Source organism: Cryptosporangium japonicum (assembly GCF_039524755.1).
GTDB lineage: Bacteria > Actinomycetota > Actinomycetes > Mycobacteriales > Cryptosporangiaceae > Cryptosporangium > Cryptosporangium japonicum.
The window spans coordinates 206,968-219,872 of sequence record NZ_BAAAGX010000007.1 but is presented as its reverse complement, the minus strand read 5'-3'; the positions used below and the strand labels follow the sequence as shown (position 1 = coordinate 219,872).

Here is a 12,905-nt window from a genome sequence, read left to right as displayed (position 1 = left end):
CCGTCACCACCGTGTTCAGCTCCGGCCCGGCCCGCGGTCGGCGTAGGCAGCTCCGGCCCGGTGTGCGGCCGGCGCGCCGCGCGCCAGCCCGCCTTTTGGCGCGTTCGGCGACAGTGGGTCCCGGCTACCACGGGGACACTGCGGAGCCTCCACGCTGCCGATCGCGGGGTCACGTGATCGGAGCGGCGGCCGCCTGCAGGGCTGTGGCCAGGGCCACCGCGCTGTCCACCACCGTGTCGAGGTCGTCGCCGAGGCGGCCGTCCGCCCACTGGCGGGCCAGCTCGGCCATCGCGCCGGTGAACATCGTCGCGGCCACCAGCACCGGGGTGCTCGCCGTTCCGCTCATCGCGATCAGGCCTTCGAGCAGCTCGGTCTCGGTGGCGCGGCGGCGGCTGGCCGGTACGTCGCTGCCGAACAGCAGGCGGCCGCGGCGGGGGTCGTCGCGCAGGAACTCCAGTACGGCGCGCACGCCGGCGCGCGTCCGGGCCCGCGCGCCGGGCCCGGCGGCCGCGACCGCGCGCTGCAGGGCGTCGCCCAGTGCCGTGGCCTGGCCGTCGTGGACGGCGGACAGCAACTCGCCGACGTCGGCGAAGTTCTCGTAGAAGTAGCGGGTGTGCAGCGCGGCCTCGCGGCAGACCGCGCGCACCGAGAGGTCGGCCTCCACGCCGAACAGCCGGTATCCGGCGCGGACGAGCATCTCGCGGCGCTCGGCCCGCCGGTCGCGCGCGGAGACGCCTGCCCATCGGGTCATGCGCCCACCGTACAAGTCTGGACACGGGCGTTGCCAGACGCCTAGTCTGGATACGGTCGTAGCCAGACTTGGAGGCTCCCATGCCGAACGTCCTCGCCGCCCGCTTCCAGCAGTCGTTCGACGCCGACACCCGGTCGCGGTTCTTCCGCGGGATGGACTTCCGCTCTCCCGCCGGCGACCCGGGCTGGTTCGGGCCCGGCAGCGCGGTCTGGTACGTCCACTCGCACACGCCCGCGGTGATCCTCGGCCTGGTCGCGGCCTCCTACATCGAGGGGCTGGATCCGAGCATCAGCTGGATGGGGTACGACCACTCCCGCCTGGTCGAGCGCCGGGACGGGGTGCCGACCGGGGCGATCGACGAGGAGGGCGGCAAGGTCCGGCTCGGGCACTCGGTCGCGTTCTTCATCGGAACGGCGTACGGGTCGACGAGGACCGCCGAGAACCTGGCCCGCACGGTGCGGGCGATGCACCACACGGTGAAGGGGGTCCGTCCGGACGGCCTGCCCTACGACGCCGACTCGCCGGAGTGGCTGCGCTGGAACTACGCGACGGTGGTGTGGGGGCTGGCCACCGCGCACGAGCGGTACCACCGCGCGCCGCTGGCCGACATCGACCGCTACTACGGCGAGTTCGTGCGTGTCGGGGAGGCGCTCGGCGGCACCGACCTGCCCGCCACCAAGCAGGACACGCTCGACTGCCTCGAGTCCTACCTGCCCAAACTCGCGATGACGCCGATCAAGGCGTTCGCCACCGGCCCGAACCTGCGCGGCAACGGGCGCAAGGCCTGGGAACCCGGCAGCGAGTTCCTGGACTGGGCGGTGCGCGACATGCTGCCCGGGTGGGCGCAGAAGCTCGCGCTGTACCAGCGGCCGAACCCGGTGCGGCTGCGCTTACGGCGGGCCGCGTTGCGCGCGGTGGTGAACGGCGCCGATTCGCCGCTGCGCGAGTTCGACGAGGCGCGGGCGCGGGTGGCGGCCGGCGTGACCGCGCCGGTGACCTCCACCCGCCCCGGCACGCCGGACCCGGCACGCACCCGGGCGGAGGTCGAGGCCGCGCTCTGACCCTCAGCCGAGGCTCCAGCCCGCCGCCACCGACGCCCGGCAGCGGGCCGGCTCGTCGCCGGCGGCGGTGAGCACCGCGGTGAGCAGCGGGACGCAGTGCCCCAGCGCCTCGGCCGGCAACGGCCCGGTGGCCACCAGCGAGACGACGCCGTGGCCCACCGCCCAGACCCGCACCGCGAGGTCCAGCGGGTCGGTGCCCGGGTCGAACCGGCCCGCCTCGGCCGCCCGCCGGGCCGCGCGCACCAGCCGTTCGAGCGTCGAGTCGGCGGCTTCGGCGTCCTCCAGGTCGAACGTGGCGTCGAACATCACCCGGTACAGGTCGGGACCCTCGAGCGCGTTCGCGACGTACCCGGCGGCCAGTGCCGCGAGGTCGCGCACCGGGTCGTCGGTCGGCCGGACCCGTGCGAGGCGGGTGTCCAGGCGGGTGAAGCCCTCCTGCCGGAGCGCTTTCCAGAGCCCGTCCATGCCGCCGAAGTAGGTGTAGACGGCCATCGTCGAGACGCCGGTGCCGGCCACGAGCGAGCGCAACGTGATCGGCTCCCGCGTCCGCAGCATCTGCCCGGCCCGCTCGAGCAGCAACGTCCGCACCGCCGGGTCCTTCGTCCTCGCCATTGCTCAACCATAGCATTGCAATGCTATAGTTCTCAGCATGACGATCACCCTGCTGAACCCCGACGGCCTCCCGAAGTCCGACGTCTACCACCAGGTCGCGGTCGCGACCGGCGCCACGCACGTCTTCGTCTCCGGCCAGGTCGCCCGGGACGCCGACGGCGCCAGAGTCGGCGAGAACGATCTCGCCGCCCAGACCGAGCAGGCCTACCTGAACCTGTCCACGGCGCTCGGGGCCGCCGGCGCCACCCTGAACGACGTCGCGAAGGTGACGATCTACGTCGTCGACTGGGCGCCCGAGAAGATGCCGCTGTTCCTCGAGGGTGTCGGCCGCGCGTTCGCGACGCTCGGTGCCGCCCCGGTGCCCGCGGTGACGCTGATCGGCGTCGCCGCGCTCGCCGAGCCCGACCTGCTGATCGAGATCGAAGCCACCGCGGTGCTCTAGTACGTCTCGATGACCTCGCCGGCGAAGCGGCGGGCCGACTCGATCAGCGCCGCCTTGTCCCGGAAGTCGACGCCGTACTGCCACCACGGGGCGGCCTGGCACTCGGTGACCCCGGCCTCCTCCAGGCGGCGGTAGTCGTCCCGGCTGACGTTGCCCACCGGCCCGGCGATGATCTCGAACGGCTCGTCGGCCCGGCCGTACTCGGCCCGCAGCTCGTGCAGCCGGGCGCACGCCTCGATGATCGCGCCGGGCGTGGTGTTCACCGAGATCCAGCCGTCGGCCACCCGCGCGGTGCGCTTCAACGCGGGCTCGCTGTGGCCGCCGACCAGGATCTTCACCGGCGCCGACGGGGCCGGGGAGATCATCAGCCGGTCGAAGTCGTAGTGGGTGCCGTGGTACTCCACCCACTCCGGGCCGTTGCCCGCGCACACGAGCTTCAGGATCTCGATGGCCTCGTCCACCCGGGCGCCTCGCGTGCGCATGTCGGTGCGGGTGAACGTGAACTCCTCCGGGATCCACGACAGGCCCACCCCGAACGCGAACCGGTTGTCCGACAGCACGGCGATCGACGCGACCTGCTTGGCGGTGAGCAGCGGATCACGCAGGGGCAGCTTGCAGACGTTGGTGTGGAACTCGAGCCGCGAGGTGACCGCGGCCATCGCCGGGATCGCGACGAACGGGTCGACGAACTCGGTCTCCGGTGGCCAGAACCGGCTGCCGTCCTTGGTGTAGGGATATTTCGCCGAGACCTTCTCGGGATAGAACACCGAGTCGGGCAGGGCGACCGAGTGGTAGCCGCTCTCCTCCGCGGTGCGAGCGACATCGACCAGATGCTGGGCGGGCAGCAGCGCCGCTGCGAGAGTCCACTTCATGGGCGAATTCTAGAACAGGTTCTAGTGGATCGGGGTAGTGCCTGCGCTACCCCGGTCCGCCCGTAGGCTTCATCGTCGGCGGGCGGCCGCGCTTCTAGCGTCGGGTCATGCCTTCAGAACACCGACGAGAGCCCGCCGTGCGGGTCGAGGAACTCACCCGGGTCTACGGGTCGCCGCGGCAGCCGGTGACGGCGCTGGCCGGTGTCGACGCGGCCTTCGGGCGCGGCACGTTCACCGCGGTCATGGGCCCGTCCGGGTCGGGCAAGAGCACGCTGCTGCAGACCGCCGCCGGTCTCGACCGGCCCACGTCGGGCCGGGTGTGGCTGGGCGAGACCGAACTGTCCGGGCTGTCGGAGACCGCGCTGACGACGCTGCGCCGCGACCGCATCGGCTTCGTGTTCCAGGCGTTCAACCTGCTCGGCGCGCTCACCGTCGAGGAGAACGTCCTGCTGCCGTCGCGGCTGTCCGGCGCGCGGCCGGACCGGGCCTGGTTCGCCGAGGTCGTCCACCGGGTCGGGCTCGACGACCGGCTGCGGCACCGTCCGTCCGAACTGTCCGGTGGCCAGCAGCAGCGGGTGGCGATCGCCCGCGCGCTGGCCACCCGCCCGGACGTGATCTTCTGCGACGAGCCGACCGGCGCGCTCGACACCCGGACCGCGGCCGACGTGCTCACGCTGCTGCGCGCGCTGGTCGACGAGCAGGCGCAGACCGTCGTCATGGTGACGCACGACCCGGTGGCCGCCTCCTACGCCGACCGGGTGCTGGTGCTGGCCGACGGACACGTCGTGCAGGACCTGCCGCAACCGGGCGCGGCGAGGATCGCCGAGATGCTCGCGTCGCTGGGTCGTCGCCGGGTGGTGACGGCGTGACCGCGCTCGCCGGGAGGCTGTTGCGCCACCGCTGGGGAACGGCCGTCGCGACGCTCGTCGCGCTCGCCGCCGGCGTCGCGATCCTGACCGGCATGGGGACGCTCGTCGAGTCCGGGCTGCGCTACCGCGCCGAACCCCACCGCTACGCCGGAGCCGACCTCGTCGTGGCCCGCCCGGAGGTGTCGCGCACGGTCAAGGGGTTCGACGGGGACACCACGACCACCACCGTGCGGTTACCGGACGGCGGCGCGGTGCCCTCGTCGCTGGCCGACGAGCTCGCGCGGGTGCCCGGCGTGCGCCGGGCCGTGGCCGACGTCCCGGTTCCGCTCGGGAACTCCGACGCCACCGGGCACGGCTGGAGCAGCGCGGACTTCGCCGGCGACCGCCTGGTGGCCGGCGCCGCGCCCACCACGGACGACCAGGTCGTCGTCGGGCGCGGTGCGGGAACCCCGGGAAGCACCGTCGACCTCGTCGTCGGCGGCGTGCCGCGGCGGTTCACGGTCAGCGGCGTCGTCGACGGCACCACGGCGGTCTACTTCACCGACGCACGGGCGGCCGCGCTGAGCCCGACCCCGGGCCGCGTACCGGCGATCGCGCTGCGCGCCGATCCGTCGGCGGTGGCCACCGTCACCCGGCTCGCCGACGCGTCCGGGGCGCACGTCTTCGCCGGCGACGCGAAGGGCCGTGCCGAACCGTCGCCCGAGCTCGACGCCCGCGACCTGCTGATCCAGCTCTGCGGGGCGTTCGGCGGGTACGTGGTGCTGCTCGTCGGGTTCGTCGTCGCCGGCACGGTGGGGCTCTCGGTGCGTCACCGCCGCCGCGACCTGGCGCTGCTCCGGGCGATCGCCGCCACCCCGGGCCAGGTGCGCCGGCTGCTGCTGGTGGAAGCCGTCCTGCTCAGCGGCGTCGGCGCGGCCCTCGGGGTGCCGCTCGGTGTGCTGGCCACCCGCTGGGTGCACGGTCAGCTCGTCGGCCACCGGTTCGTGCCGGACTCGTTCCCGCTCGTGCCCGGTGCGCTCGCCGCGCCGGCCGCGGTGCTGCTGACGACGCTCGTCGCGGTGCTGGCCACGCTGGCCGCGTCCCGCCGGGTCACCGCGATCCGGCCCACCGAGGCGCTCGGCGAGGCCGCGGTGGAGACCGGGCGCGGCAGCCGGGCGCGGCTGGTCTCCGGCCTGGTGACGCTGGCCGGGGCGGCCACGCTGAGCACGACGACGCTGGGCACCGGCGGCCTGGTCGCGGTCGCGACCGCCACCGGCATGCTGTACCTGTTCGTGATCGCGATCGGGCTGCTCGCGCCGTGGATCAACCGGTTCGCCGCCCGCGTGCTCGACCCGGTCCTGCGGGTGGTGTGGGGTTCCAGCGGCTACCTGGCCGCGGCCAACCTGCGCGCCAACGCCCGGGGCGCGGCCACCGTGCTGACCGCGCTGGTGCTGGCCGTGGGGCTCGGCGGGTCGGTCTGGTTCCTCCAGGACGACCTCGAGCGCACCACTGTGGACCAGCGCCACGACGGCACGCTGGCGCAGCACGCGCTGGTGTCCGGGGCCGGGCTGCCCGCCGCGGCGCTGGCCGACGTCCGCGCGGTGCCCGGCGTCACGGCCGCCACCCCGGTGCGGACCACGACCGTCGTCGTCCCGGCGTTCGACGGGATCGAACCGGCCGGAGCGCAGGCCGTCGACCCCGCGACGCTGACCAGGACCGTCGACCTGGACGTCACCGAGGGCTCGCTCGCGCACCTCGGCGAGCACACCGTGGCCGTGTCGACGCTGCGCGCCGCGTCGTCGAACTGGACGATCGGCGACGAGGCCGGTATCACCCTGGCCGACGGCACCCCGGTGACGCTCGAGGTGGTCGCGATCTACCGGCGGGGCCTCGGGTTCGGCGACGTCACGATGGCGACGGCGACGGTCGCCGGGCACACCGCGACCGGCCTGGACGACCAGATCCTCGTCCGGTCCGATCCCGGCACCGACCTGGCCGCGGTGGCGGCGCGCCATCCCGGGAGCAGGGTGGTCGGCCGGGACGACCTCACCGCCGGCCTGGCCGACGACCTGGCGATCAGCGCGTGGGCGAACAAGCTGCTGATCGGTGTGCTGGTCGGGTACGCGGCGCTGGCCGCGGCGAACACGATGGTCGTGGCGGCGCTGGCCCGGCGGCGCGAGCTCGCGGTGCTGCGCCTGGTGGGCCTGACCGCGCGCCAGGTGAAGCGGATGGTGCACGCCGAGCAGGTCGGCCTGCTCGGGACGGCGCTGGTGATCGGCGGGGTCGTCGCGGCGTGGACGCTGGCGTCGGTGGTGCGTGCGCTCACCGGCAGCCCGGTGCCGTACGTGCCCCCGCTCGGCATCGCCGCCGTGGTGGGGGGCGCGACGCTGCTGGCGCTGGCCACCACCGTGCTGCCGGTCGGGCGCCTGCTGCGGACGCCACCGGTGGAGCACATCGGGATCAAGGAATAAGTTAACGAGCATTACACCGCCGTCGGGAGGGTCGCCGTGGATTCGATCGCGCTGGACATCACTGCTGGGATCGCCACGATCACGCTGGATCGGCCCGCGAAGCTGAACGCGTTCACCCCGGCGATGGCGCGGGAGATCGTGGCGGCGTTCGACGAGACCGACGCCGACGACGCGGTCCGGGTGGTCGTCGTGACCGGCGCCGGCCGGGGGTTCTGCGCCGGCGCCGACCTCTCCGGCGGGCCCGGCACGTTCGACCCGCAACGCCCAGAACGCGCCGACCGCGACCTGATCGGCGGCGCGCCCCGGGACCTCGGCGGCGTGGCGTCGCTGCGGATCGCGGCGTCGACCAAGCCGGTGATCGGGGCGATCAACGGCCCGGCCGTCGGGGTGGGGGCGACGATGACGTTGCCGATGGACGTGCGGATCGCGGCGGAGTCGGCGCGGTTCGGCTTCGTGTTCGCGCGGCGGGGCCTGGTGCCGGAGGCGGCGTCGAGCTGGTTCCTGCCCCGGGTGGTGGGGATCTCCCAGGCGATGGAGTGGGTGGCGACGGGCCGGGTGTTCGGAGCGTCGGAGGCGCTGGCCGGACGGCTGGTCTCGCGGGTCGTGCCGGACTCCGAGCTGCTGCCGGTGGCCCGGGGAATCGCCGCCGAGATCGTGGAGAACACGTCCGCGCTCTCGGTGGCGGCCTCGCGGCGGATGCTGTGGTCGATGCTCGGCGCGTCCTCGCCGTGGGACGCCCACCGGCTCGACTCGCACGTGATCGCCACGCTGGGCGCCGGGCCGGAGCCCCTCGAGGGGGTCGCCTCGTTCCTGGAGAAGCGTCCGCCGAAGTTCCCGGGCTCGGCCCGGGACGCCACCCCGGGACTGGTGCCGCACTGGCCGGGCCCGATCCCCGGCTAGGCCGTCCCTCCGCGCTCCCAGTCGGTGTCGGTGCGGGCGCGGTAGGCGGCGACGGCGTCCTCCAGCGTCGGGAAGAAGTGCGCCGGGTCGATCGTGCGGGTCAGCCCGTACCGGTCGATCTTCGACCGGACCGGGGTCTTCAGCTCGGCGAACACCAGCGTGATCCCGCGGGCGTCCAGCTCCTCGTCGAGGTCGGCGAGCGTGTCGGCGGCGGTCGTGTCCACGTCGGTGATCGGTTCGGCGGCGATCACGATCCAGGTCGGGCCGCTCCGGGCGAGGGCGCGGACCTGGTGGCGGAACGTGCGGGCGTTCGCGAAGATCAGCGGCGCGTCGAACCGGAACAGCACCAGTCCGGGCAGGTGCGCGGCCTCCGGGTGCACGGTCGTGTCGTGGTACCCGGCGATGCCGTCGACCCGGCCGAGCACCGCCTGGTACGGCCACCAGACCCGGCGGAACACGTTGGCGACCGAGAGCGCCACCGCGATCGCGATACCGGCCAGCACGTCCAGCAGCGCGACGCCGAGGAACGCGGCGACCGCCAGCGCGAACTCGACCCGCCGCTGCCGCCACAGCCGTACCAGGCCGGGCAGGTCGGCCAGCGAGAACGACGCCGCGACGACGACCGCGGCCAGGATCGCCTGCGGCAGGTCACGCAGCAGCCCCGGCGCCGCGACCAGCATCAGCGTGATGACCAGGGCGCCGACCACCCCGGTGAGCTGCGACCTGGCCCCGGCCTGCAGCGCGACCGCGGTACGCGAGCCGCTGGTGCTCACCGGGAAGCCCTGGAACAGCGCGACGGTGAGGTTCGCCGCGCCGATCCCGACCATCTCCTGGCTGCCGCGCACCTCCTGGCCGGTGCGCGCCGCGAACGCCGACGACGTCGAGATCGTGTCGGCCAGCGAGACCAGCGTGATCCCGAACGCGCCGCCGAGCAGCAGCGCCAGGTCCGACCAGACCAGCGACGGCAGCTGCAGGGGCGGGAAACCGGCCGGGAGCGGCCCGACCACCCGCACGTCGAGGTCGAGGGTGCGGGTGGCGACGATCGCGGCCACCACCACGACCAGCACGCCGGGCACCCGGGGCGCCCACCGCTGCAGCGCCAGGATGAGCGCGAGCCCGCCCGCGCCGACCAGGAGCGCGGCCGGCACGGTGCCGCCGAGGCCGGTCACGAAACCGAGCGCGTCACCGGGCAGGTCGTCGGCGTCGACCGAGAACCCGAACAGCTTCGGCAGCTGGCCGATCAGGATCGTGAGCGCGAGCCCGTTGAGGTAACCGATCTGGGTGGGGCGGGAGAGCAGGTCGGCGAGGAAGCCCAGCTTCGCGAACCCGGCGAGCGTCAGCATCAGACCGGTGAGCAGCGCCAGGCCGGACGCGAGCGCCACCGCGCGGGCCGGGTCGCCGTCCGAGCCCAGCGTGCCGACGAGCACCGCGGCGATCATCGGGCCGAGCGACGAGTCGGGCCCGAGCACCAGCACCCGGGACGGCCCGAACACCGCGTACGCCAACAGGCAGAACACGGTCGTGTACAGCCCGGTGATCGGCGGCAGCCCGGCCAGTTCGGCGTAGGCCATGCCCTGCGGCACCAGCAGTGCCGTCAGCACCAGGCCGGCGACGACGTCCCGGGGGAGCCAGGCGGCGCGGTAGGTACGTGCCGCGTGGAGGCCCGGGATCCACCTCATCTCAGCGCGGCCAGCGCGAGCTCGACCAACCCGTCGGCGTAGGACTCGGTCAGCGGCCCGGTGCGCAGCATCCAGCGATGGTAGATCGGCCCGAACAGCAGCTCGACGGCCTGGTCGATGTCCACGCCGGGGCGGACCTCCGGTGCGGCGCGCAACCGCGCCTTCACCGCGTCGAGCTGTGGGCGGAGCAGGCGGTCGCGGACCTGCTCGGCCAGCGCGTCGTCGGAGAGCGTCTCGATCGTGAGCGCGCGCGTGGTGGCCGACAGCCGGGGGTCGGCGAACTCCGCGACCGTGGCACGGATGACGGCGCGCAGGTCGGCGCGCAGGTCACCGGTGTCCGGGAGCGCGACGTCGGTGGCCGCGGTCTCGGAGAGCGCGTCGAGGATCACCGCGCCCTTGCCCCGCCACCAGCGGTAGATCGTCTGTTTGCCGACGCCGGCGCGTGCGGCGATCGCCTCGACCGTGAGCTCGGCGTACGTCGTCTCGCCGAGGAGCTCCAGCGCGGCGGCCAGGATCGCGCGCCGGGAGCGCTCGTTGCGGCGGCCGGGATCGGGGGAGGGCACGGCGCGATCCTAACGCGTTGACAAGACGAGACGGCTCGTCTTGAGTAGTAACGAGACGAACCGTCTCGTCTTGACACGAGGAGCGACCGATGGCGCACATCGCGATGGTGAGCATCCCGGCTCACGGCCACGTCAACCCGAGCGCGGACCTGCTGCGCACGCTCGTCGCCCGCGGGCACCGGGTGACCTACGCCAACGACCCGTCGTTCGCCGAGGCGGTCGGCGCGATCGGCGCCGAGCTCAAGCCGTACGGCTCGACGCTGCCCGGCGTCTGGTCCGAGGATCCGATCGAGCAGCTCACCGTGTTCCTCGACGACGCGATCGCGATGCTGCCGCAGCTCGTCGCCGCGTACGACCACGACCGTCCGGACCTGTTCGTCTACGACATCGCGGGCGCGCCGGCCCGGCTGCTCGGCGAGCGGTGGGGCATCCCCTCCCTGCAGCTCTCGTCGACGTTCGTGGCCTGGGACGGGTACGAGGAAGACACGAAACCCCTGATCGACGCCCTGCGCGCCGATCCGCGCGGCGCCGACTACCACCGGCGGTTCACCGCGTGGCTCGAGGCGGAAGGCTCGTCGGTGACCGACAGCCTGGCCTTCCAGGGGCGCCCGGCGCGGTCGCTGGCGCTCATCCCGCGGGCGCTGCAGCCGCACGCGGACCGGGTCGATCCGGCCGTCTACACGTTCGTCGGCCCGGCCGTCGGTGACCGGGGGACGTGGGAGCGGCCCGACGCGGAGAACGTGCTGCTGGTGTCGCTGGGGTCGGCGTTCACCCGGCACCCCGACTTCTACCGGCGGTGCGTGGCCGCGTTCGGGTCGCTGCCGGGCTGGCACACGGTGCTGCAGATCGGGCGGGACGTCGCGGTGGCCGAGCTGGGCGAGGTCCCGCGATCCGTCTCGGTGCACCCCTGGGTGCCGCAACTCGCGGTGCTCGAGCGGGCCGACGCGTTCCTCACCCACGCCGGCATGGGCGGGAGCAGCGAAGGGCTCTACTGCGCGACGCCGATGATCGCGGCACCGCAGGCCGCGGACCAGTTCACCAACGCCGAGCAGCTGGCCGCGCTCGGCGTCGGGCGGGTGGTCGACCTCGCGACGGTCACCGCGGACGAACTCCGCGCCGCGCTGCGGGAGCTGACCACCCCGGCGGTGCGGGCGCGCAGCGCGGAGTTGCGCGCCCAGGTGCGGGCCGAGGGCGGCGCCGGCCGCGCCGCCGACCACGTCGAGGCCTTCCTGACGTGAGCGGGCGGCCGCAGTGGGCAGGATGGGGGCATGGTCACACCGCTCGCCCCCACCCTGCACCGCATGGCCATCGAGCTCGCCGCGATGGCCCAGAACGGGCTCACCTACAGCACCGACCGCTACGACGTCGACCGGTACACCCGCATGCGCGCGTTCTCCGCCGAGCTGATGGGCCTGATCACCGACGCCGAGCCGGCCGACGTGGAGGCCGTGCTGGCGCTGGAGGCCGGCCACGCCACGCCGAAGGTCGACGTCCGCGGCGCGCTCTTCGACGACGAGGACCGGGTGCTGCTGGTCCGCGAGGCCCGGGACGGACGCTGGACGCTACCCGGCGGCTGGGCCGACGCGCTCGACCGGCCGTCGCGCGCGGCCGAGCGCGAGTTCGCCGAGGAGGCCGGGCTGGCCGTGCGGGCCACCAAACTCGCGGCCGCCTACGACGGCAGCGTGCACAACGGCCACTCGCCGGCCGGACCGTGGCACATCTACAAGCTGTTCTTCGTGATGGAACGGCTCGACGACGCCGCTCCGGTGGCCGGCCTCGACGGCGAGACCAGCGACGTCGCGTTCTTCGCCCTCGACGGGCTGCCCGAGCTGTCGACCACGCGCACCACGGCGCACCAGCTGCGCCGCGCGCTCGTCCACGCCCGCGATCAGGCCGAGCCGGCCGACTTCGACTGAGCGCGCATCGCCCAGGCGTCGGTGATCAGCTCGGTCAGGCGCGCCACGTCGACCCGCTCCAGGCGGCACATCACCAGCGGCAGCCCGTCGTACGCGGGCGTGGTGAAGAACAGGTCGGGTTCGCCGAGCACCAGCGCCTGCTTCTCGGCCTCGTCGCCCACGTAGAGCACCGCGACGTCGGTGCGCAGCCGGCGGCGCTGCCCGGGGACCCGCTCGGGGTACGACCAGACGAACCCCTTGCCGTCGACCCGGAAGTCGAAGCCGTCGCTCTCGATCTCGACGACGTCGGCCAGCCCCAGCGCGAGCACCCGCACGTCGTCCGCATCGGCCATGCGGACACCCTAGCGGCGTCGCTCCGCCTGTTCGGCCACGCGTCGCAGGCGGGCGGTCTGGTCGGTGGGGGAGAGGTGCCGGGGCTCCGGGCCGTCGTCGGGACGGCGGCGGGTCTCCTCCAGGTACAGCCAGAGCGCCTCGACCGCGGTGAGCTGCACCCCGGCGGCGGCCGCGGCCGCGGCCCGGCGCCGCGCGACGCGCATCAGCGCGAGCCCGGCGACCGCGAGCGCGGCCCCGCTGCCGGCCACCAGCGGGATCTGCAGGTCGGACCCGGTGATCGGCAGTTCCTCGGTCTCGTGGGTGGTCTGCTCGGCCGAATCGGCCGCGTCCGGATCGGTGCTCTCCGCGGCCTCGAGCGTCGCCTCGGTGGTGGCCTCGGCGTGCGCCGAAGCGGTCGCCTCGGCCGACGCCTCCGCGCTGGCTTCCGCGCTGGCCTCGGCGCTCTCCTCGGCGGCCG

General features: G+C 74.2%; 13 protein-coding genes and 1 pseudogene. 7 read left to right on the top strand and 7 right to left on the bottom strand.

The features are described from left to right. Nucleotides 1-169: 169 nt before the first annotated feature. Nucleotides 170-751 carry a TetR/AcrR family transcriptional regulator gene (locus ABD437_RS09505; RefSeq protein WP_344648392.1) on the bottom strand — a complete coding sequence of 194 codons (582 nt, stop codon included), beginning with the start codon at nucleotides 749-751 and terminating at the stop codon, nucleotides 170-172. 80 nt (nucleotides 752-831) lie between these two features. Between ABD437_RS09505 and ABD437_RS09500 the strand changes: the two genes are divergently transcribed. Further along, nucleotides 832-1,812 (top strand): oxygenase MpaB family protein, encoded by a 981-nt coding sequence (locus tag ABD437_RS09500; RefSeq protein ID WP_344648391.1) that lies wholly within the window; start codon nucleotides 832-834, stop codon nucleotides 1,810-1,812. A 3-nt stretch (nucleotides 1,813-1,815) separates the two neighbouring features. On the opposite strand, the gene ABD437_RS09495 is transcribed toward ABD437_RS09500, so the two are convergent. Further along, entirely contained in the window at nucleotides 1,816-2,424 is a 609-nt protein-coding gene (locus ABD437_RS09495; RefSeq protein WP_344648390.1) for a TetR/AcrR family transcriptional regulator, read from the bottom strand. A gap of 37 nt (nucleotides 2,425-2,461) precedes the next feature. Between ABD437_RS09495 and ABD437_RS09490 the strand changes: the two genes are divergently transcribed. Next, nucleotides 2,462-2,866, top strand: coding sequence for a RidA family protein (locus ABD437_RS09490; protein WP_344648389.1), 405 nt, complete (start codon nucleotides 2,462-2,464; stop codon nucleotides 2,864-2,866). Here the strand turns inward: ABD437_RS09490 and ABD437_RS09485 are convergent. Further along, the gene (locus ABD437_RS09485; RefSeq protein ID WP_344648388.1) at nucleotides 2,863-3,738 is read right to left on the bottom strand and encodes a TIGR03619 family F420-dependent LLM class oxidoreductase; all 876 of its coding nucleotides are present in this window, start codon (nucleotides 3,736-3,738) and stop codon (nucleotides 2,863-2,865) included. The genes ABD437_RS09490 and ABD437_RS09485 overlap by 4 nt on opposite strands. A 107-nt stretch (nucleotides 3,739-3,845) precedes the next feature. On the opposite strand from ABD437_RS09485, the gene ABD437_RS09480 reads away from it, so the two are divergent. Genes ABD437_RS09480 through ABD437_RS09470 form a run of 3 tightly spaced genes read left to right on the top strand, consistent with a single transcriptional unit; the run spans nucleotide 3,846 to nucleotide 7,957 of the window. Beyond that, nucleotides 3,846-4,607 carry an ABC transporter ATP-binding protein gene (locus ABD437_RS09480; protein WP_344648387.1) on the top strand — a complete coding sequence of 254 codons (762 nt, stop codon included), beginning with the start codon at nucleotides 3,846-3,848 and terminating at the stop codon, nucleotides 4,605-4,607. Further along, nucleotides 4,604-7,057: an ABC transporter permease gene (locus tag ABD437_RS09475; protein WP_344648386.1), complete on the top strand. Its 2,454-nt coding sequence runs from the start codon at nucleotides 4,604-4,606 to the stop codon at nucleotides 7,055-7,057. Before ABD437_RS09480 ends, ABD437_RS09475 begins: the two co-directional genes overlap by 4 nt. A gap of 36 nt (nucleotides 7,058-7,093) precedes the next feature. Beyond that, nucleotides 7,094-7,957, top strand: coding sequence for an enoyl-CoA hydratase-related protein (locus ABD437_RS09470; RefSeq protein WP_344648385.1), 864 nt, complete (start codon nucleotides 7,094-7,096; stop codon nucleotides 7,955-7,957). On the opposite strand, the gene ABD437_RS09465 is transcribed toward ABD437_RS09470, so the two are convergent. Together ABD437_RS09465 and ABD437_RS09460 are read right to left on the bottom strand one after the other, a co-directional pair. Then, nucleotides 7,954-9,636: a SulP family inorganic anion transporter gene (locus ABD437_RS09465; RefSeq protein ID WP_344648384.1), complete on the bottom strand. Its 1,683-nt coding sequence runs from the start codon at nucleotides 9,634-9,636 to the stop codon at nucleotides 7,954-7,956. The two genes, ABD437_RS09470 and ABD437_RS09465, sit on opposite strands and share 4 nt — an antisense overlap. Further along, nucleotides 9,633-10,199 carry a TetR/AcrR family transcriptional regulator gene (locus ABD437_RS09460; RefSeq protein ID WP_344648383.1) on the bottom strand — a complete coding sequence of 189 codons (567 nt, stop codon included), beginning with the start codon at nucleotides 10,197-10,199 and terminating at the stop codon, nucleotides 9,633-9,635. Before ABD437_RS09460 ends, ABD437_RS09465 begins: the two co-directional genes overlap by 4 nt. Nucleotides 10,200-10,288: 89 nt before the next feature. Between ABD437_RS09460 and ABD437_RS09455 the strand changes: the two genes are divergently transcribed. Both ABD437_RS09455 and ABD437_RS09450 read left to right on the top strand, forming a co-directional pair. Beyond that, nucleotides 10,289-11,437: a macrolide family glycosyltransferase gene (locus tag ABD437_RS09455; protein WP_344648382.1), complete on the top strand. Its 1,149-nt coding sequence runs from the start codon at nucleotides 10,289-10,291 to the stop codon at nucleotides 11,435-11,437. A 30-nt stretch (nucleotides 11,438-11,467) separates the two neighbouring features. Further along, entirely contained in the window at nucleotides 11,468-12,115 is a 648-nt protein-coding gene (locus tag ABD437_RS09450; protein ID WP_344648381.1) for an NUDIX hydrolase, read from the top strand. Here the strand turns inward: ABD437_RS09450 and ABD437_RS09445 are convergent. Both ABD437_RS09445 and ABD437_RS09440 read right to left on the bottom strand, forming a co-directional pair. Then, nucleotides 12,088-12,447: an MmcQ/YjbR family DNA-binding protein gene (locus ABD437_RS09445; RefSeq protein ID WP_344648380.1), complete on the bottom strand. Its 360-nt coding sequence runs from the start codon at nucleotides 12,445-12,447 to the stop codon at nucleotides 12,088-12,090. The two genes, ABD437_RS09450 and ABD437_RS09445, sit on opposite strands and share 28 nt — an antisense overlap. 9 nt (nucleotides 12,448-12,456) lie before the next feature. Beyond that, nucleotides 12,457-12,905 (bottom strand): annotated as a pseudogene (locus tag ABD437_RS09440) (hypothetical protein); the annotation flags it as partial.

Bases quoted from the DNA above. Each gene is read 5' to 3' on its own strand.
- ABD437_RS09455 (WP_344648382.1), top strand. From the start codon at position 10,289: ATGGCGCACATCGCGATGGTGAGCATCCCGGCTCACGGCCACGTCAAC.
- ABD437_RS09500 (WP_344648391.1), top strand. From the start codon at position 832: ATGCCGAACGTCCTCGCCGCCCGCTTCCAGCAGTCGTTCGACGCCGAC.
- ABD437_RS09480 (WP_344648387.1), top strand. From the start codon at position 3,846: ATGCCTTCAGAACACCGACGAGAGCCCGCCGTGCGGGTCGAGGAACTC.
- ABD437_RS09505 (WP_344648392.1), bottom strand. From the start codon at position 751: ATGACCCGATGGGCAGGCGTCTCCGCGCGCGACCGGCGGGCCGAGCGC.
- ABD437_RS09445 (WP_344648380.1), bottom strand. From the start codon at position 12,447: ATGGCCGATGCGGACGACGTGCGGGTGCTCGCGCTGGGGCTGGCCGAC.
- ABD437_RS09485 (WP_344648388.1), bottom strand. From the start codon at position 3,738: ATGAAGTGGACTCTCGCAGCGGCGCTGCTGCCCGCCCAGCATCTGGTC.
- ABD437_RS09450 (WP_344648381.1), top strand. From the start codon at position 11,468: ATGGTCACACCGCTCGCCCCCACCCTGCACCGCATGGCCATCGAGCTC.
- ABD437_RS09495 (WP_344648390.1), bottom strand. From the start codon at position 2,424: ATGGCGAGGACGAAGGACCCGGCGGTGCGGACGTTGCTGCTCGAGCGG.
- ABD437_RS09465 (WP_344648384.1), bottom strand. From the start codon at position 9,636: ATGAGGTGGATCCCGGGCCTCCACGCGGCACGTACCTACCGCGCCGCC.
- ABD437_RS09490 (WP_344648389.1), top strand. From the start codon at position 2,462: ATGACGATCACCCTGCTGAACCCCGACGGCCTCCCGAAGTCCGACGTC.